This window comes from Kolteria novifilia (genome assembly GCA_007748055.1).
Classification (GTDB): Bacteria; Planctomycetota; Planctomycetia; order Kolteriales; family Kolteriaceae; genus Kolteria; species Kolteria novifilia.
The window spans coordinates 5,510,624-5,529,009 of sequence record CP036279.1 but is presented as its reverse complement, the minus strand read 5'-3'; the positions used below and the strand labels follow the sequence as shown (position 1 = coordinate 5,529,009).

Here is an 18,386-nt window from a genome sequence, read left to right as displayed (position 1 = left end):
CGGACGTACCAAGCTAAGAGGCCACCCCGATGGCAACGCTCTACCGAAAGACGATCACCGACCCCAAGTCCCCTTGATCTTCTCCCCTGCCTCGTCGGCCACCGGGTCCGGCGGGGTGGGGGCTCTTTCACCCGGCAACCCGGTACTGGAGGCATCATGCCTGAACGCACAAGAGTCTGGATTCAGCAGCGCAAGGGGCGTACCCTCGCGCTGGAGTGGCACGATCCGACGACCGGCAAGCGCCGGACGAAGTCGACGGGAACCAACGACTGGAGGGCCGCCGAGCAGCAGCGAGCGGAACTCGAGGTCGACTTGAACCGCGGCGTCGATGTCGATAGCGGACGAATGAAATGGTCGCGTTTGCGGGAGTTGTACGAGTCCGAGAAACTCATCGAGACGTCGGCGACCAACCAGCAGCGAGCCCGCGACGTGTTTGATGTATTCGAGAGACACGTCAAGCTGACGACGATCAACAGTATCACAGAGAGGACGATCGCGGCGTTTGTCGCCAAGCTGAGAGAGCGGGAGCTAAGCCCCTTCACGGTCCAGCTTCATCTCCGGTACCTCCGCGTGATTCTCCGATGGGCGTTCAAGCGGCAATACATCGAGCGCGTACCGACAATCGAGATGCCGCCAGCCCCGAAGGCAATCAGCCGGAGGAAGATCCGGGGGGCCGCGAACATTACGGGGGAAGTCTTCGACCGATTGATTGCGGCTTGTCCCAACGACGGATGGCGACTGTTCCTCGCGTTCTGTTGGCATGCCGGACTTCGGTCCAGCGAGGCCCGCAACGTTCGGGGCGAGGACATCGACCTCGAGGGGCATCGTATCCTCATCCCGACCCCGAAGAGGGGTAGCAGCGACGAACACGCGATCGTCTCGCCGGAACTGGACGCGATCTTGCGGGAGCGGTTTCCCGGAGGGCTTCCGATTGATCGACTCATCCCCAGCGATGAAGTGAACGAGCTCGCCAAGGATCGTTCGGGACGCTTCCAAGCAATCGCCAAGCGGGCCGGCATCAGCGGCGGTTCGAAATCGGGGCTCATCACGTTGCACGATCTGCGGCGAAGCGTTGGGAGCCGATGGGCCGGAAAGGTTCCCGCCCAAGTTCTCCAGAAACTGATGAGGCACGCCAGCTTGGCGACCACGATGGGTTTCTACGCCGACACCGAGGCAGCGGCGGTCGACGCTCTCTGGAGAGACCAGGCGAAACACAACGTGGCGCAGACGTGGCGCGAGCACGAAAGAGCAACCGAGGCGGACCCGGTCGACTGATCGGCGGTCGTCGTAACCAAAGGAAGGTAATTGGGTTGAGATCGTTCCGTCGGAATCATGGCGCTCAAGAAAAGCCAAAGGCCGACGGACTTGTGATCCGGTCGGCCGATGGCGTTCGGTTTGTCGGACAAGAGAGGCGCTAGGGGCTCACGTGTCCATGCGAAGGGAAGCGTTACGAACCGCAGCCACAGCTGGTGCAGGTGCTCTCGCAACCGCAATCGGGCATGCAGCAAGGATCGCACTTCTTCTTGAAGAGCTTCTTGAGGAAGCACTCCTTCTTGCAGCAGGGATCGCATCCGCAATCGCAGCCACAATCAACTTCGCAGGGCGTGCAACCGCAGTCGCAGCCGCAATCGTCGCACTTGGGGCAGCGGGTGACGAGTCGCTCGATCAGACCACGCTTGTAGCCACAAGCGCAGGGATCGCAAGGCTCTTCGCAAGCTTCCTCGCAGCCACAGTCGGCTTCGCAGCCACACTCGGCTTCGCACTCGCAGCAATCGCAAGCCTTCTTGCACTTCATCTTGTTCATGATCTTCTTGAGCAAGCCGGGCTCCTCGCAGCAAGGATCGCAGCAAGAGTCGCAGCAGCTATCACACGCCGGGGCGCAATCGCAGACCGGAGCGGATTCGCAGCAAGGATCGCAGCAAGAGTGCTTCTTGGCGAACAAGCGAGCGAGAAGGCCAGTCTTGGCACAGGGATCACCACAAGGATCGCAACAGCTTTCACAGGTCGCACATGTGTCACATGCGCTACAACCGCCCGCTTGCGCGTGCGAGAGGGCGAACCCACTCACAAGCACAGCCAGGGCGGCGTAAACGAAGGTTCGGCTCATTGAGAAACATCTCCTTTCAGAGAAGACGGCAGGCAGAACGGGTTCCAAGCTGCTATGTGATTACCACCGGGGAGCCACGCTCTGGGCACCGGTTCTCCCCGCCCGTATGCTGTCGGGCCTCAGATCGGGCCCAGCAACCGCCGAACGGGTTACCATCACAAGCTCGTCTCTTTCATCGGTAGGTTGGGGATACTGGAATAGTTTCGGAGCGGAATCCGAAACCGTTTTGTCTCCCTCTCCCTCCCCAGCCGGTACAATCGGTCTTCCCGATACCCCGGCGGCCGAATGAAGCGATTATGTCACCAAACGGGTGTACTTCAGTGGTGGTTCGAAGCGACAGGGCGAGCGAGTGATCACCGCAGGGTGCTCTGTTGTAACACGTGTTCGCGTAATTGGTTACGATTCCGGAGGCGTTTGTTGGGTCATCCGGCGTATCGGTGTTTCGCCACCGGTTTTCCGACGGCGTGACCGCATGCGGAGTCGAATAGTCGTTCTTGGTGTTTCATGAGGTAGGGACCACGCGTCGCGCCGAGGGGAGCGCTTCCGTCGGTCTGTCACAGGACACTCGTCATGAACTGGTTGGTCGCTCGCTCGGTCGTCGTGTTGGCCGTCCTGGGAGCGGTCGTCCTCGCCGCCGAGTCGAAGCGCACGCGAACGCTGTTTGATCGATTTGACAAGGATGGGGACGGCAAGCTCAGCGAGAGTGAACTGACGGCGCCCCGGCTCTTCAAACGGTTTGACGCCGATGCGGACGGCGTGTTGACGGCCAAGGAACTTTCCACACTTGGCGAGAGAAGAGCCCTCCGTGGACGATCCGAGTCGGCGCTTGTGAATCAGGTCGTCGAACACCAGATGACACTCGATGGCCGGGAGAGGAGCTACTTCGTCTTCACGCCCTCGACGCTTTCCGAGAGGAGTCCCGTCGTCTTCGTCTTCCACGGCGGTGGTGGCAAGGCTCGGGGCTTCGCGCGACGACGCGGCTTGAATGAATTCGCGGAAAAAGAAGGATTCCTGGTCGTCTATCCCCAGGGGTATGGCGGCAACTGGAACGATGGTCGCGAAGCACCGGCGATCAACGCCCAGCGTGAGAAGGTCGACGACGTCAAGTTCGTGCGTTCGATCGTCGCGGAATTGGCGAAGAGTCACCCCATCGACCGCTCGAGGATCTACGCCACCGGCATCTCCAACGGTGGGATCTTCTCCCACTACCTCGCCGCCAACGCCTCGGATCTCTTCGCGGCCATCGCCCCCATCATCGGCGGCCTCGCGGAACCGGTCGCCGACGACTTTTCGCCGTCGCACCCGATTTCGGTGCTCATCATTCAGGGAGATTCGGACGGATTGGTACCGATTGACGGCGGCGCTGTTGGTGGCAGGCTCCTGGCGCGACGCGGGCGGGTCATTTCCACGGATGAGACCATCAAGAAGTACCTCGAGGCAAACGACATCGACGGGGAGCCGACGGTCACGACGATCGAGGAGAGTCAGCCGGACGACGGCACGACGACCGAAGTGCGCCGCTATCCACTGGGCAATGACGATGTTCGTGTCGAGGTCTACGTCGTCAAGAATGGTGGTCACACGATACCGGGAACGGATCCGCCAGCCCTTCTCGGGCGGATCGTCGGCAAGACCAGTCGCGACTTCGACGCCTGGGAAGTCGTCTGGGACTTCTTCAAGAAAGTGCCGCCACGAAAACAGGCCGACTGAGGCTACGCGAGGATCTCTTGGCAGACGCGGGGATCGTTGGCCGGCCCGATGAGCCGTTGCTCGAGCCCCTGGTAAGGGAACTTGAGCTGGTGCGGGTCGAACCCGAGCAGGTGAAGGATTGTCGCTTGCAGATCGTGCACGGACGTCTCGTTCTCGGTGATGAAGTAGCCCAGCTCGTCACTGGCGCCGTGGGTGTGTCCCCGTTTGACGCCGCCGCCGGCCATCCACATCGTGAAACAGTACGGGTGATGGTCACGGCCCAAGTAGGTCGAGCCATTGCGAGCTTCGTTCATGGAAGTCCGGCCGAATTCGCCACTCCAGATGACGAGCGTGTCGTCCAAGAGTCCGCGCTGCTTTAGATCGGTCAAGAGTGCGGCGATCGGCTGGTCGACATCGCGGCACTTCTGGGGAAGCTTGTTCATGATGTCGTCGTGCTTGCCGGTCCCGTGGATGTCCCAGCCCCAGTCGAAGAGCTGGACGTAGCGAACTCCCTGCTCGACAAGCCGGCGGGCGAGCAGACAGTTGTTCGCGAAGGAGGACTCACCCGGTTCGGCGCCATACATTTCGCGGACCTTGGTCGGTTCGCGGCGGATGTCCATGACTTCCGGCACCGCCATCTGCATCCGGAAGGCGAGTTCGTATTGGCTGATGCGCGTGAGCGTCTCGGGATCGCCCAACCGTTTCCATTCCGCCTCGTTGAGATTCTTGAGGGCGTCGAGACTCCGCCTTCGAACGTCTCGGCTCATGCCCTTGGGATTGCTGGCGTAGAGGATCGGGTCTCCCTTGGTGCGGCACTGAACGCCCTGGAAGACGGAAGGGAGAAAGCCGCTTCCCCAGAGACTCTTGCCGCCACTGGGATCGGTGCCGCCGCTGACGAGGACCACGAAGCCGGGCAGATCTTGATTCTCCGACCCGAGGCCCCACGTCACCCACGATCCCATCGAGGCGCCGCCGAAGCGGGGAGAGCCGGTGTAGAGATAGAGCTGGGCCGGCGCGTGGTTGAACTGGTCGGTCTTCATCGACTTGATGAAGGTGACGTCGTCGACGAGCTTGCTGAAGTTCGGCATCAGCTCGCTGACCCAGGCTCCGCTGTCGCCGTGCTGGCTGAATTTGTAGGGACAGCCGAGTAGCTTCGGGTGCCCCTTGATGAAGGCGAAGCGGACGTTCTTCATCAGCTCGTCGGGGCAGGGCTGGAGATGGTGCTGCTTGAGCTTCGGCTTGTAGTCGAACAGCTCGTGCTGTGGAGGCGAACCCGCCATGTGCAGGTAGATGACCCGTTTGGCTTTCGGCTGAAGAGGTGGCGTCTTCACCGCCAGCGGGTTGTCGGTCGCGGTTGCTCCGTGGGCTTTCGCGCCGGCCATTCCCGCGAGCGCGATCGAACCGAGGCCCACGTGGCATCGTTCGAGGAAATGCCGGCGGGTGATCGAGTGGGCAAGGTCAAGTCGCGAGGGCATGGTCATCCTCTGGTCAATACGGCGTCAAGGTTGAGTAAGACGTTGGCGACGACGGTCCAGGCCGCCATCTCCTCGGGGGCGGTTCCCTCGGGCAACGGTCCCAAGGGCTCGGTCGCCATGGTCTTGGCTTCGTCGGGGTGAGCTTTGTAGTGCGATTGTTCCGAAGCCAGCAGCGTGAGCAAGGTGTCGACCTGGCTTTGCTCGGGAGGACGCGTGAGGCAAAGCCGCAGCCCATAGCGAATCCGCTCCTCGGGCGTGGCGCCACCCTCGCGCACCAGGCGGCGAGCAAGGGCTTGGGCAGCCTCGATGTAGACCGGATCGTTGAGGGTGACGAAGGCTTGCAAGGGTGTATTGGTGCGGATCCGCCGAACCGCGCAGACCTCGCGACTGGGGGCGTCGAAGGTCGCCATCGAGGGATAGGGAACCGATCGGCGCCAAAAGGTATAGAGGCCTCGGCGGAAGCGGTCCTCGTCGCCGCTCGTGGCCCATTTGCGATCGCGCCCGTTGAAGGCGGCCCGCCAAAGTCCTGGCGGCTGTGGCGGAAAGACCGAGGCGCCCCGCATCTTGGTCGAGAGGAGTCCGCTCAGGGCGAGGGCCTGGTCGCGGACGGTCTCGGCCGCCAGTCGGTAGCGAGCTCCGCGGGCGAGGAGGCGATTGCGGGGATCCCGCTTGAGCTTCTCGGGCGTGGTCGTCGAGGCCTGCCGGTAGGTCGCCGACGTGACGATCGTCCGCAGCAGCTGCTTGAGATCCCAGTCGTTCTCGACAAGATCGACCGCGAGCCAGTCGAGCAACTCGGGGTGGCTCGGGAGTTCTCCCTGGCTGCCGAAGTCCTCTTCGGTCTCGACGATTCCAATGCCCATAAGCTGCGACCAGATCCGGTTGGCATTGACGCGGGCGGTGAGCGGGTTGCGCGGGCTGACGAGCCAGCGGGCGACCCCGAGACGATTGGTTGGCGCGGAGGTCTCCATCGCGTGGAAGGCGGCCGGCACCGCGGGCGAAACGGTCGCTCCCTTCGTGAGGAAGTTCCCCTTCACCATGACGTACGTCTCTCGCTGCCGATCGGAGGGAAGGGCCTTCATGATGGGGAGCGTGGGGGCCTTCGGACGCGACTTCTCCAATGCCGCGATGCGGTCGCGCACCGGTTGCAGGGCCGGGGTGATCGTGCGGAAGTAGCGATCGACGCGGCGCGACTGCTCGTCGGTGCGGTCCTCCAGCGGGGTATCCACGAGAGCGAGAACATCGGCCGGGACGCTTAGCCACTCATTGACGGCCGGATCGTTGGTGACCGAGAGCCGAAAGCGTCCGAGGGCGTAGCCCGGGTCCTTGAAGCGATGATCGAGCCGAACGCTCAGGACGGAGTCCTTGCCATCGCCGAAGGGCTTGGTTGGCAAGAAGATCGCGGTTTGAGCCTTCTGCTGATGCGGGGCGACGGCCCAGCCGTTCTGCGTGAGGCTCTTGGGCTTGATGACATCCATCACCGAAAAGCCCGACTGGGCGAAGCTCGCGACACCCTTCTTAAGTTCGACCGGCTGCTTGCCCGAGATCACCAGGTCGACCTTAGGATTGGGAGGCTCAGTGACCGTTCGTTGCCAAACCGGTTGGCGCCGCTCGTCGAGGATCGAGACGCGGCAGCCGCGAAGCCGATCTTGGTTGTTGTTGTCGGTCCGGTTCCAGAGTGTGACGCTGTCGATCGCTTCCGCACGGCCGAGGTCGACTTCCCACCAAGGATCGTCTTCCTTCGCGGTATGCGTCGTCGAACGGCCCTTCGTGTAGTCGCCGTTGGTCCTGCCGTCGATGGCCCATTCCGCCGGCCCGCTGAAGTCGGTGCTCGATTGGGTGGCCTTGCCGAAGCGGGCGAGGTTGGTGCCGTCGCCAAAGACCTGCACTTCGGCGAGCGACAAGAGGCGATCGTTGCCGGGGAGCTCGACGCGGAGGTAGCGTCCCTCGACCGGCTGACCGGCCACCGCGGGATCGGCCGTCGCCACTCCTAGCGACGAGAGGACGAAGTTGCCATCGGCGCCCCGTCCCGCGCCGCCACGCGGAAGGGAGGGATCGGGGATCGCTTCGAGGCGGATCGCGGTGATGCCGTGGAGATTGCGCACGCCTTCGACGGTGTAGGTTTCCGTCGCCGGGATCTTCCCCTTGGCCAAGAGCGAGCCGTCGTCGAGACGTTCGAGGGCCGCGCCGCTTTGGGCTCGGAAGGTTTGCGGGGTCAGTGGCGTCCAGGTGGCACGGCTTCGAAGCTTCTCCTCCCAAGTCTGCTGCAGGACGGCCAACTCCGCCGTCGGTTGATCGAGTTGATGACGGAGCTCGGCGACCTCTCTGTCGATCGCGCGGTTGGCTTCGCGGATCGCGTCGGTTGGCGCGGGGATCGTGGGAGCCTCGTCGGGGCGATCGTTGTCCTCGGTCTGATTGAAGAAGGCGTAGAAGCGGTAGTACTCGGTCTGGGTCACCGGATCGTACTTGTGCGTGTGGCACTTCGCGCAACCCATCGTCAGTCCCATCCAGACCTGGATCGTGGTGTCGACCCGATCGCGGACGGCTTCGACGCGGAACTCCTCGTCATCGGTGCCGCCTTCAGTGTTGGTCATCGTGTTGCGATGAAAGGCCGTCGCCATCAGTTGATCGAGGGACGGCTTGGGGAGCAGATCGCCCGCGAGTTGCTCGATGGTGAACTCGTCGAAGGGCTTGTTCGCGTTGAAGGCGTCGATGACCCAGTCGCGGTAGCGCCAAATTTCCCGTAGGGGGTCGGATCCGTAGCCTTTTGAATCGGCGTAGCGGGCTAGATCGAGCCACATCCGCGCCCAGCGTTCGCCGTAGGCGGGGTCATTCAGGAAGCGATCGACAAGGCGTTCATAGGCGCCGGGGCGACGATCGTTCACGAAGACGTCGACCTCTTCGGGCGTCGGCGGCAATCCCCGAAGATCGAGGCTCAGTCGGCGGATCAGCGTCGGACGATCGGCTTGGGGAGCGGGCGAGAGACCTTCCCGCTCGAGTCGCGCCAAGATGAAGTGATCGACCTCGTTTTGGGGCCAATCCTTGCGGATGACCTTCGGAAGTCGACGCTTCTTTGGGACGGCGAACGACCAGTGCTTGGCGTAGGGCGCTCCTTGTTCGATCCAGCGGCGGAGCAAATCGATCTGCTGGACAGAGAGTGCGTTTCCGGTCTCCTCGGGTGGCATCTTGATCGAGTCATCGTCGGTGGCGACGCGGGCGAGGAGTTCGCTGCGATCGGCATGGCCGGGCACGATCGCCCGTTCCCCGCTGTCGAGTTCGACCATCGCGCCGGCTCGCTCGTCCAACCGAAGCCCCGCCGAACGATGCCCTTCGTCGAGCCCGTGGCAGGAGAAGCAGTTCTTCGAGAGGATTGGTCGAATGTCGCGGTTGAAGTCGATGGCGTGGGCATCGGCGGCCGCGCAACGGTGTCCCGAAGCGAGGATGACGACGAGCGAGACGAAAGCGGAACTCAACCTGGAGTGCATCGAGAACCTCGCATGGGAAGCTGGGTCCGGTGGGCGGATGGAGGCTCCGTTATCCTAACGCATAGTGACGAATCGGGAAAGAGAAGGGTTGGTTAGTCCGCAATTCGAGAAATCTTGGGGAACGTCGCGACCTCCCCACAGGTAGGTGGAAGGAAACCGAACACAAGGGAGAGGGGGCCATGGCGAGCATCAACGATCTACGGGCGGCGAAGCGTGTGATTCGATCACAAGTCCTTCAACTGGGTTTGGGAGGCCAGGTCATTGGTCGTCGCCCGACGCTATCGGTCCATGCCGCGGTGGGAAACGCTGGACGCAACGTCCACGCCGTCGGGATCGGTCGAAAGAGAACGGCGGAGAACACGGGGAACGACCTCGCGGTGAGACTCTACGTGGTCCAGAAACTTCCCGAGTCGCTTCTCTCCCCGAGGGACCGTCTGCCGACGGAAATCAATGGAATCCCGACCGACGTGGTCGAAGCCGACCCGGCGTACCTTCTCGTGAAACGGCGCTCGAAGAAGCCGGCGCCGGCTGGTGGTCCCAAGGCCGCGGCCGCGAGTTGTTCGACGCGTCGCAGGGAGAAGCAGCGGCCGGTCGTCGCCGGTATTAGCGCGGGGCATCGCGACATCACCGCGGGAACGCTCGGAACGTTCTGCCGTTCCATGCGCTTGACCGACGATCCCTCGGCGACCTACGTGCTGAGCAACAATCACGTGTTCGCGAACGTCAACGCCGCGTTGATCGGCGATCCTCTCTATCAGCAAGGGCCCGCCGATGGCGGGACGTACCTCGAGCACTTCGCGAATCTTCACCGCTTCGTGGAGATCCAAATGGGTGGGGTCACTCCCAATCGGGTTGACGCGGCCTTGGGCATCTTGTTGGGTGGTGTCGGCCACGTCCCGGAGATCTGTTCCATCGGCGAAATCGTGGGAACCAAGGAGCCCGAGGCGGAGATGTTGGTACGCAAGCACGGCCGGACGACGGGCTACTCGGAAGGCAAAATCGACGACATCGAGTATGACGCTCTCGTCGGGATGGATCATAATGATCCCAGTGTGGTGGCGCTCTTTGAGGACCAACTCCGGATTGTGACCACGACGTCGGAGCCGTTCGGTTTGGGCGGGGACAGCGGGTCGGCGGTCGTGGATCGCACCGAAGCCGCCATTGTTGGTCTCTATTTCGCCGGCCCCGCGAGCGGAACCTACGGCGTCGCCAACAAGATCGATCACGTTCTTACCGAGCTTGAAATTGGCATTCCATGACGATGGGACCGTCGGACATGTCCGAGGATGAATGCAAGGAAACGCTTCGCCAGTTGAAGGCCTCGCTTCGTGGGGAGTTCCTGGGGAAGCATGGTATCCATGGGATGGGAATGCGTTCCGCCGAGGACGCGATTTGTATCTACCTCCAGCCCGGGGTCGAGCGAACCGAGTCCGAAGCGATCGCTCGACTGAGAGAGCGGGTGGCCCCTCACAAACTGATCATTGTCGAGGATGACGCCGCGAGCATTGGCGACGGTTGATGCGACAAGGCCCTTTGATCAGGGCCGGTTCTCCGCGATGCTTCCCGTACCGCCCCCTCGCCGCTGAATCGGTTCGGTTCCCTCGGCCCCGCCGCCGCGCGAGAGAAGGGAGCCCCCGGTGCTTGACAGCGATTCCTAGAGTGAGGCGTCATCTCCACCTCATGAACCAGGAGCTGTCACCATGGGATGGACTCAGATTCACCGGTTGACCTTCGGGGTGTTCGTCGGGGTCGCTGGTCTGTTTGTCCTCGGACTATCGGGATTGAGCACTTCTCAAGCGGGGCAGGAGGCGACTCGAGATGGTTCGCCGGCTTCGGCTGAGTCGGGGGGCGGTTCGCAAGCCGTCAACCTTCCCGAAGGCTACATCGCCGAAGCGCCGCTGCCCGAGGGCTTTCCACCACCGAGCGAAGTCGGAAAGGTGGTCGAAAAGCAATACCCCCTCGCTCGGACGTACTCGGCGACGGGCAATGGCGCGTTCTGGATCTGTTTCGCCTACCTTAAGACGCACAAGCACGAAATGACCGCCCCGGTGATCATGAACGAACCGAAGGACTTTCCGACGCCGGCGAAGGGGTTCCCCTATGGGATGGAGCGAATGCACTTCGTCATGGAGAAGCCGACCATGGGCGAGGTGAAAAAAGATCGGTTCATCAAGGTGGCCGACATGCCGGCGATGACGGTACTGAGCATAGCCTACCAGGGTGATCTCACCGGGGAGAAGATGAACCAGCTCGAGAAAGAGCTGCGGAAGACGCTCGCCGAGCGACCCGACTTGGTGGCCGCCGGCCCGATTCGCTACTTGGGCTACAACAGTCCGGGGATCCCAGCGAGCAAGCGTTACTCAGAGATCCAGTTGCCGGTGAAACGGGCGCCCGAATCAACTCGATAACGATCGGCCACCGTGGCGGTGGCCCATACAACACCCTCCTTGGCACGCAAAAGGAGGGGGTGATGGCCGGTTTGCTCTTGGCGGTGGCGATTGTGTTGGAAGTCTGCGGCACGGTGTGCATGAAGCTCTCCGAGGGGTTCACCAAGGTCGTGCCCTCGATCGCGATCTTCCCCTTCTACGGCTTGGCCTTCGTGACGCTCGTCTTCGTCATGCAGCGGATCCCGCTGTCGCTGACCTACGCGATCTGGTCAGGGGTCGGGACCGCGATCGCGGCGTTGATCGGCTTCACGTACTTTCGGGAAGAGTTCGACGTCCTCAAGCTCATTGGCATCGTGCTGATCATTGTCGGGGTCGTCGTGATCAACCTCCGCGGTCACTGAGAGGCGGTTGTTGGATCGACGGTCTTTCGAGCATGCCCACGCAAGCGTGAGTCTTTCGAGCATGCCCACGCAAGCGTGAGTCTTTTGAGCATGCCCACGCAAGCGTGAGTCTTTTGAGCATGCCCACGCAAGCGTGAGCATGGCACCCGAGACTCGCCATCCGGCGTTTTGGTACGCGGGAAGTTGGCGAGGGTTAGGGGTTCTCGAAGGCGGTCTTGAATCGGGGAAGGGCCTTCTCGATGACTTCGGGCTTGACGGCGTAAGAGATGCGCATGTGCCCGGGGGCCGCGAAGCCGCTGCCGGGAACCGCGAGGACGCGCTCGTTCATCAACCGCTTGCAGAAAACCCGGTCATCCTCGAGCGGCGTCTTGGGAAAGAGATAGAACGCCCCCTCCGGCTTCACGACCTCGTAACCGATCTCCGTGAGTCCCTCATAGAAGAGGTCGCGGTTGTGCTTGTAGGCCGGGAGGTCGACCGAGGCATCCATCACTTCCGCGATGACCCGCTGCATCAGCCCCGGCGCGTTGACGAACCCAAGCGTTCGAAGACAGAAGGAGATTCCCTCGATCAACTCCGTTGGGAATGAGGGATGAGCCGCGACGTAGCCGATTCGCTCGCCGGCCAGCCCAAGATCCTTCGAGAAGGAGGCGACGAGAATGGTTGACTCGTAGCGAGGTAGCACTGGGGCGACCTCAACGCCGTCGTAGACCAGCCGCCGGTAGGGCTCGTCGGCGATGAGCACGATCGGACGGCCCAACTCGTCGCTCTTTTCCTTGAGAAGCTTCGTGAGCCCGTCGATGCTCTCCTCGGGGTAGACACGACCGGTCGGATTGTGGGGCGAGTTGATGATGATCGCGCGCGTCTTCTCGCTGATCGCTTCGGCGAGGGCCTCGAGGTCGATATCGAAGTCGGGCTTGGACGGGACGATCCGGCACTCGCCGCCGGAGTGAAAGATGTAGAAGCGATATTCGGGGAAGATCGGCGCGAGGATGATCACCTCTTCGCCCGGATTGAGCAGCGCGTGCAGGACGATGTTCAGTCCGCAAGCCGCTCCCGTCGCCATCACCACGTGACTCGACGGCACCTCGACCCCCTCGCGCTGGCTGACCGAGCACGCTACCGCCTCACGGGCGTGGGGATAGCCGGAGGTGTGCATGTAGCGATGGGCGCCGGGGGCCGGATCGGTGGCGAGTTCCCGCAACTGGTCCTTGAACTCGCTGGGCGGCTCCAGGTGGGGATTGCCGAGGGAGAAATCACAGACGTCATCGGCGCCGAATTCGGCTCGGAGCCGGGCTCCCTCCTCGAACATCTTGCGGACCAGCGAGGCCGAGTCGAGGCAACCGGCGATACGATCGGATAGGACGCTCACGAAACTCCCTCGGGATTGACGGTCGCCCGTCCGATGCTGTGGTAGGTGAAGCCGAGCTCGCGCATCTGGTCGAGTTCGTAGAGGTTCCGCCCATCGACGATCACCGGGCGTTCGAGCAGCGCCTTCATGACGTCGAAGTTCGGATTGCGGAACTCGTTCCACTCGGTGACGATCGCCAGCGCGTCGGCCCCTTCGAGGGTTCCGTAGGCGCGGTCGCAGTAGGTGAGCCTCGACCCGTAGATTTCCTTGACGTTCTCACGAGCTTCCGGGTCGTGGACGCGGACCTTCGCGCCGGCCTTGAGAAGATGGTCGATGAGTACGAGCGAGGGTGCCTCGCGAATGTCGTCGGTTCGTGGCTTGAACGCGAGACCCCAGATCGCGATCGTTCGCCCGCTCATCTCCTTGCCGAAAATCTCGGTCAGCTTGTGGAAAAGGACATGCTTTTGGTCCTCGTTGATCTGATCGACGCCGCGCAGCATCTGGGCGGGTAGGCCCTTTTGCTCGGCCAGGGCGATCATTGCGCGGACGTCCTTGGGGAAACAGGAGCCGCCGTAGCCGACGCCGGGATGGAGGAACTGGAACCCGATGCGGCGATCGTGCCCGATTCCCATGCGGACATCGTTGATATCGGCTTGAAGGGCTTCGCAGAGGTTGGCCATCTCGTTGATGAAGGAGATCTTCGTGGCGAGCATGCAGTTGGCCACGTACTTGGTCATTTCCGAGCTTTCGGGTGTCATGCTCAGGAAAGGATGATTGGTTCGTAGGAAGGGCCGGTGGAGTTCCTCCAGGACCTTGGCGACTTCCGGCTCCCGCACGCCGACGACGACGCGATCGGGCTTCATGAAGTCCTCGATGGCGTAGCCTTCCTTGAGGAACTCCGGATTGCTCGCCGCGCGATGAACGTGCTTGCTCTCCTTGTTGAGGCGAGCGAGGACCTTCGCGTTGGTGCCGACGGGGACGGTGCTCTTGACGACGACGATCTTCGGTTCGGTCGCAGTCTCGCGGATCTGATCGGTGACGGCCCAGAGGGCGTTGAGATTGGCCGCCCCGTCGTCGCCCTGCGGGGTGCCGACCGCGATGAAGACCAACGCCGAGTCGGTCATGCCCTCGGTGAGGTCGGTGGTGAACTGCAGGCGTCCTTCCTTGATGTTGCGGACGAGCAACTCACTCAGTCCCGGCTCGTAGATGGGGGAGATTCCCTCCCGGAGTCGGGCGACCTTCTCGGCGTCGATGTCGACGCAGATGACGTCGTTTCCTGATTCAGCGAAACAAGTTCCGGTCACCAGGCCGACGTAGCCGGTGCCGATCACGGTGATGCGCATGCGAGAATCCTTCGTCCGAACGCAGCCCAAACCCGCACTGTTAAACGATCATCACAAAAAAGGCAAGACGGGTCGGACGGGAAGGAGGACCGAGGACGGCGTTTCGTTCCCGATGGAGGCCGACTTGGGAATCACCAGAGCCGCTCGCCGCCGTCGAAGACGGGGAGGGTCGAAAGCCAAAACACCAGCGGAGTCGCCACTGCCCAGACCAACCCGATCACGAGTAGTGTCGGGACCGTTCCCCAGTGAAACTCCATGCCACCCATTCGCTGACCGCCCCAGTAGCTCACGGGGCCACCCAGAAGCCCGAGCAAGGACGCCCAGGCCCGATGGTGCCGCAGCCACGCCAGGCATCCTTCGACCGTGGTGGCGAAGTTTACCCACATCGCCGAGATCCACAGCGGGCAGAGCCATGGGATCGGCGAAGGGTTTCGAAATCCATAGGCACCGATCGAGACCATTGTCGACTCGATGGCGGTTCCCAGAAGTCCGACCAGCATTAGGAACGCCAAGTGGCGGGCGCGGCGGGTCACCAAAGCCGTCTCGAGGACGACAACCACGCCAACCGCGGCGACGCCGAGCCAGCCCACGCCCAGCTTCGCGTCGAGAATGCACGCGAACCATGCCGTTTGGAACGCGATGAAATTGACCAGGGATGCCATCAAACGGTTCGTCCCGCTAGCGGCTCAACGGCGCTCGGCTCGAACGAGGTCGAGTTGCCTGGTTCCCGCTTGTTGGAGTTGATGGCGAATCGACTGCAGCAAGCGTTCGCGTTGAATCGGCTTGGTCGCATAGTCGTCGCAGCCGGCGTCGAGGCACTTGCGGCGGTCTCCTTCCATGGCGTGGGCCGTCAACGCGATGATGGGCGTCACGATGCCGCGAGCACGAAGACACTCGGTGGCGGAGTAGCCATCCATCATCGGCATCTGCATGTCCATCAGGATGATGTCGTACGGATCGTCCTTCTCGACGGCGCTGAGGACACAGCCGACCGCTTCGGCGCCGTTGGGGGCGATGGTCACCCGCGCACCCAACTTGTGGAGATGGAAGGAGATCAGACGCTGGTTGTCGGGTCCATCCTCGGCCAGCAGGACGTTGCAATCGAGCGTCGCCACCGTCGGGGCCTCCTCGACGCTTGGACTCGACGGCAGTTCCGTCTTTGGGCTGAGCGAGGAGAGCCACTCGACATCGTCGAGTTTTCCAGTGTCGACCGTGAGGCTGAAAGTACTGCCGACATCGATCTGGCTTTCGACGGTGATGTCTCCCCCAAGCATTTCCGCCAGCCGTTTGGAGACCGCCAAGCCGAGTCCGGTCCCGCCGTACTTGCGGGTGGTGGAGGAATCGGCCTGGGAGAAGGGGCGAAAGATCCTCGAGAGTTGCTCGTCGGTCATGCCGATGCCGGTGTCGTCGACGTCGAAACGGATCGTGCCCGAGAGGGTGCCGGGGAAGCAGGAAATGCCGAGGGTGATTTGCCCCTCGCTGGTGAACTTGACCGCGTTGCCGAGAAGGTTGATCAGGATTTGTCGCAAGCGGAGTGGATCGGACCAAATCGTCTCCGGGATTCGCGTGTTGGGGACGACTCGGAGGGTGAGCCCCTTGTCGAGGGTGCGCACCCGGATGAGTTGAATGATCTCGCTGATCAATTCGGGCAAGTCGATGTCGATGCGTTCGACGTCCATGCGACCGGCCTCGATCTTCGAGAGGTCGAGAAGGTCGTTGATGATATGCATGAGGTACTGGCCGTTGCGCTTGATGGCGGCCAGGTCGCGCAGGCGCTCGTCGGGGGCCGCGCGAATCGCGTCATCCTCGAGCAGCACGTCGGCGAATCCGAGAATCGCGGTCATCGGGGTGCGAATCTCATGGCTCATGTTGGCGAGGAACTCGCTCTTGCTTCGCGTGGCCGCCTCGGCCGTCTCCTTCGCTTGGCGCAGTTCCTCGATCGCCAGCTCTCGATCGGTCACGTCGATGATGATCGAAAAGAAGAGCTGTCGTCCCTTGAACTCGAGCGAACTGGGAAAGACCTCGACGTAGCGGACTTCTCCGGTCGCGAGCCGATGGGGAAAGAGGAACGACTCCTTGGGGGAGCGACGCGCCCGTTTCATCTCCTTCTCGATCGCTTCCTCGCTGAGCATGTTGATGTCGGGGATGCGCATCCGCTGCAATTGCTCACGGGAATAGCCGTAGAAGTCGCAAGCGGCTGGGTTGGCTTCGACGATCTGCTTGGTCTCGGCATCGAAAAGCAGCTTGATGGCGCGGTTGTCCTGGAACGTGACCCGGTAGAGCAATTCGCTGTCGCGAACCGACTGTTCCGCGAGATAGCGTTGGGTCGTCATCGCCGCGATCAGCAGGCCGGTGGTCGACTCCACGATCAAGAAGAGCCAGAGCAGGGAAATGCTCTTGGGAATCGCTTCCAGATGATAGGGGCCGAGTCCGATGCTCGTCGAAAAGACCGCGCCCATCGCGAAAAGAAAGGAGGTCGTCGAGGCGCCGCGAAGCCCGAACCGCATCCCCGCCCACAGGAGCGTGGGGAAGGTCAGGTACGCAAGCGGATGCTCCACTTCGGAGACGAAGAGCCAGGGGCCGAAGGTGATCATCATCACCGTGGGAATCGTCGCCGCGATGGCGATCAACTCCTCAGTCCGTTTCGGCCATTCGAAGCTGGGCGGGGTGCACCACGTCAGGAGCAGAGGCGTGATCACGAAGATCCCCGCGGCGTCGCCCAGCCACCACGCCCACCAAGTCTCCGGGATGTTCTCGGGGAAGACCTGCCCGTTGAGATAGAGCGCCGTGACGCCGATGGTCGCGGAGATCATGGTGCTTAGCACCGCCGCGACGGAGATCAGGCTGAGCACGTCGACCGGACGTTCGAGCGAGTTGCGGAAGTCGCACACGCGTTTGAGAAGGTAAGCCGCCACGACCGGTTCGAGGACGTTGCCGACCGCCGTCGCCAGGGAGAAGAAGAGGCCCGCGTGGGTGGAGAGATTGACGAGAAACGCCCCGGCCGAGAGGGCCGGCCAGACGCGGATCCCGAGTAGGAGCACGGCAGCGAGCCCGACGCCGGCCGCGGGCCAGACGGGGCTGACGTTGCTGTGGTGGATCGAGGAGATGTAGAGCCCTAGTCTTCCCGCGAGGAAGTAGGCGATCGCGACTCCCAAGAGTTCAATGACATACCGTCCACGAGGACGCATCAATGAGTGCTCACTTCAAGAGAAACGGGACGAGTTCACTTGACGTTGCCTTGGAGAACGCCCGATGGCTCCTCGGCGTCCTTTTCGAGTTTTGCGAAGACTGGAAGGCGACCCCCCGGCCCGTTTACTGCCATGTGATCATCGCGTTCGACTCGAACGCGTCTAAAGTGCAACTACAATTCGACTCCAATTATAGAGGTAAGGGTGAGGACAACACCAACAGCCCTTGTGTCTTTCCCCGAAAACACATTGAAAATCGGTGTCTTTGGCGAGATCCCCCGTGCTGCCGGTGGGTCATCTGGATAGGGGACGATGAGACCACTTCGGGGCGGGAACTGACAGATAGAGCCCAATTTCGGCTGATTGTGCGAATCTGAGGGCACCACCGCGAGGGTGTCGATGACGACGTGAGGATTCGGGTTCCACCTCATTGAAACTGGGGCGATTCGCCTCGCGCGTGGGTTCTTTGGGTCAACTCTGGGCAGGGGAGCGGCCGGTCTTTCCCGCGCGTTGCCCTGCCTTTTGTTTCGTGTCGATCCAGTGGAGTTGATACTCCCGGTCGTGAATGGTGGGAGTCGCCGTTGGCGGCTTGGCATCTACTTGCACCATCGGCCCGATCGGCTGAACGCGGGGTGGGAGGAGGACCGCGACCAGTTGACGTTTGACCTTTGGTCTCGGAGTGGCGGATGGCTCGTGATGATCGCTTTTGGGTTGAAGACTGTCCGGGGGCGACGTCTGGGGGAGACTGTTGGCGTCCATCGCGGGAGCAGAAGGGGCCGGTGTTTGTTGAAAAGTATCTCGGAGCGGCTCTGTTGACCGAACAGTAACTAACGTCATAGGGGCGGGTTAGCTTGACCCAATTCCCGAGGCGCCCTACGATTACAAGGCTAGAGTTGATGCTGGTCTACAGTGTTGCGCTGGCCGTCAGGGCTGATGGCACGTGACGCTGGAAACGTCCGGCTCGCA

The 18,386-nt window shown here is 62.2% G+C and carries 13 protein-coding genes; 6 read left to right on the top strand and 7 right to left on the bottom strand.

The annotated features are described in order from the left end of the window. Window positions 1–156: 156 nt before the first annotated feature. Entirely contained in the window at window positions 157–1,275 is a 1,119-nt protein-coding gene (locus Pan216_RS20240) for a tyrosine-type recombinase/integrase (RefSeq protein WP_145260806.1), read from the top strand. A gap of 172 nt (window positions 1,276–1,447) precedes the next feature. Here the strand turns inward: Pan216_RS20240 and Pan216_RS20235 are convergent, their stop codons facing one another. Beyond that, window positions 1,448–1,819: a hypothetical protein gene (locus Pan216_RS20235; RefSeq protein ID WP_145260805.1), complete on the bottom strand. Its 372-nt coding sequence runs from the start codon at window positions 1,817–1,819 to the stop codon at window positions 1,448–1,450. 858 nt (window positions 1,820–2,677) lie between these two features. Between Pan216_RS20235 and Pan216_RS20230 the strand changes: the two genes are divergently transcribed. Then, window positions 2,678–3,817, top strand: a complete 1,140-nt coding sequence (locus Pan216_RS20230) for an extracellular catalytic domain type 1 short-chain-length polyhydroxyalkanoate depolymerase (protein WP_145260803.1) — start codon at window positions 2,678–2,680, stop codon at window positions 3,815–3,817. Between the two features lie 2 nt (window positions 3,818–3,819). Here the strand turns inward: Pan216_RS20230 and Pan216_RS20225 are convergent, their stop codons facing one another. Both Pan216_RS20225 and Pan216_RS20220 read right to left on the bottom strand, forming a co-directional pair. Continuing rightward, on the bottom strand, window positions 3,820–5,271 hold the full coding sequence (locus Pan216_RS20225) for a DUF1501 domain-containing protein (protein WP_145260801.1): 1,452 nt from the start codon (window positions 5,269–5,271) through the stop codon (window positions 3,820–3,822). A 2-nt stretch (window positions 5,272–5,273) separates the two neighbouring features. Beyond that, a complete protein-coding gene (locus Pan216_RS20220) occupies window positions 5,274–8,753 on the bottom strand; it encodes a DUF1553 domain-containing protein (protein WP_145260799.1) in 3,480 nt (1,159 codons plus the stop codon). A 179-nt stretch (window positions 8,754–8,932) separates the two neighbouring features. Between Pan216_RS20220 and Pan216_RS20215 the strand changes: the two genes are divergently transcribed. The 4 genes from Pan216_RS20215 (at window position 8,933) to Pan216_RS20200 (ending at window position 11,541) form a co-directional block, all read left to right on the top strand. Beyond that, entirely contained in the window at window positions 8,933–10,012 is a 1,080-nt protein-coding gene (locus tag Pan216_RS20215) for a hypothetical protein (RefSeq protein ID WP_145260797.1), read from the top strand. Window positions 10,013–10,029: 17 nt separating this feature from the next. Further along, window positions 10,030–10,272 carry a hypothetical protein gene (locus Pan216_RS20210; RefSeq protein WP_145260795.1) on the top strand — a complete coding sequence of 81 codons (243 nt, stop codon included), beginning with the start codon at window positions 10,030–10,032 and terminating at the stop codon, window positions 10,270–10,272. A 181-nt stretch (window positions 10,273–10,453) separates the two neighbouring features. Continuing rightward, on the top strand, window positions 10,454–11,161 hold the full coding sequence (locus Pan216_RS20205) for a heme-binding protein (RefSeq protein WP_145260793.1): 708 nt from the start codon (window positions 10,454–10,456) through the stop codon (window positions 11,159–11,161). A gap of 62 nt (window positions 11,162–11,223) precedes the next feature. Continuing rightward, a complete protein-coding gene (locus Pan216_RS20200; RefSeq protein WP_145260791.1) occupies window positions 11,224–11,541 on the top strand; it encodes a DMT family transporter in 318 nt (105 codons plus the stop codon). Window positions 11,542–11,734: 193 nt separating this feature from the next. Here Pan216_RS20200 and Pan216_RS20195 read toward each other — a convergent pair whose 3' ends face one another. The 4 genes from Pan216_RS20195 to Pan216_RS20180 all read right to left on the bottom strand — a co-directional run bounded on the left by Pan216_RS20195 (window position 11,735) and on the right by Pan216_RS20180 (window position 17,420). Further along, window positions 11,735–12,910, bottom strand: coding sequence for a pyridoxal phosphate-dependent aminotransferase (locus Pan216_RS20195; protein WP_145260789.1), 1,176 nt, complete (start codon window positions 12,908–12,910; stop codon window positions 11,735–11,737). Then, window positions 12,907–14,232 carry a UDP-glucose dehydrogenase family protein gene (locus Pan216_RS20190; protein WP_145260788.1) on the bottom strand — a complete coding sequence of 442 codons (1,326 nt, stop codon included), beginning with the start codon at window positions 14,230–14,232 and terminating at the stop codon, window positions 12,907–12,909. Before Pan216_RS20190 ends, Pan216_RS20195 begins: the two co-directional genes overlap by 4 nt. Before the next feature lie 131 nt (window positions 14,233–14,363). Next, a complete protein-coding gene (locus tag Pan216_RS20185) occupies window positions 14,364–14,894 on the bottom strand; it encodes a DUF2878 domain-containing protein (RefSeq protein WP_145260785.1) in 531 nt (176 codons plus the stop codon). A 24-nt stretch (window positions 14,895–14,918) separates the two neighbouring features. Further along, window positions 14,919–17,420, bottom strand: a complete 2,502-nt coding sequence (locus Pan216_RS20180; protein WP_145260783.1) for an MASE1 domain-containing protein — start codon at window positions 17,418–17,420, stop codon at window positions 14,919–14,921. Window positions 17,421–18,386 lie beyond the last annotated feature (966 nt).

Bases quoted from the DNA above. Each gene is read 5' to 3' on its own strand.
- Pan216_RS20240 (WP_145260806.1), top strand. From the start codon at position 157: ATGCCTGAACGCACAAGAGTCTGGATTCAGCAGCGCAAGGGGCGTACC.
- Pan216_RS20230 (WP_145260803.1), top strand. From the start codon at position 2,678: ATGAACTGGTTGGTCGCTCGCTCGGTCGTCGTGTTGGCCGTCCTGGGA.
- Pan216_RS20225 (WP_145260801.1), bottom strand. From the start codon at position 5,271: ATGCCCTCGCGACTTGACCTTGCCCACTCGATCACCCGCCGGCATTTC.
- Pan216_RS20220 (WP_145260799.1), bottom strand. From the start codon at position 8,753: ATGCACTCCAGGTTGAGTTCCGCTTTCGTCTCGCTCGTCGTCATCCTC.
- Pan216_RS20215 (WP_145260797.1), top strand. From the start codon at position 8,933: ATGGCGAGCATCAACGATCTACGGGCGGCGAAGCGTGTGATTCGATCA.
- Pan216_RS20210 (WP_145260795.1), top strand. From the start codon at position 10,030: ATGTCCGAGGATGAATGCAAGGAAACGCTTCGCCAGTTGAAGGCCTCG.
- Pan216_RS20205 (WP_145260793.1), top strand. From the start codon at position 10,454: ATGGGATGGACTCAGATTCACCGGTTGACCTTCGGGGTGTTCGTCGGG.
- Pan216_RS20200 (WP_145260791.1), top strand. From the start codon at position 11,224: ATGGCCGGTTTGCTCTTGGCGGTGGCGATTGTGTTGGAAGTCTGCGGC.
- Pan216_RS20190 (WP_145260788.1), bottom strand. From the start codon at position 14,232: ATGCGCATCACCGTGATCGGCACCGGCTACGTCGGCCTGGTGACCGGA.
- Pan216_RS20185 (WP_145260785.1), bottom strand. From the start codon at position 14,894: ATGGCATCCCTGGTCAATTTCATCGCGTTCCAAACGGCATGGTTCGCG.
- Pan216_RS20180 (WP_145260783.1), bottom strand. From the start codon at position 17,420: ATGCGTCCTCGTGGACGGTATGTCATTGAACTCTTGGGAGTCGCGATC.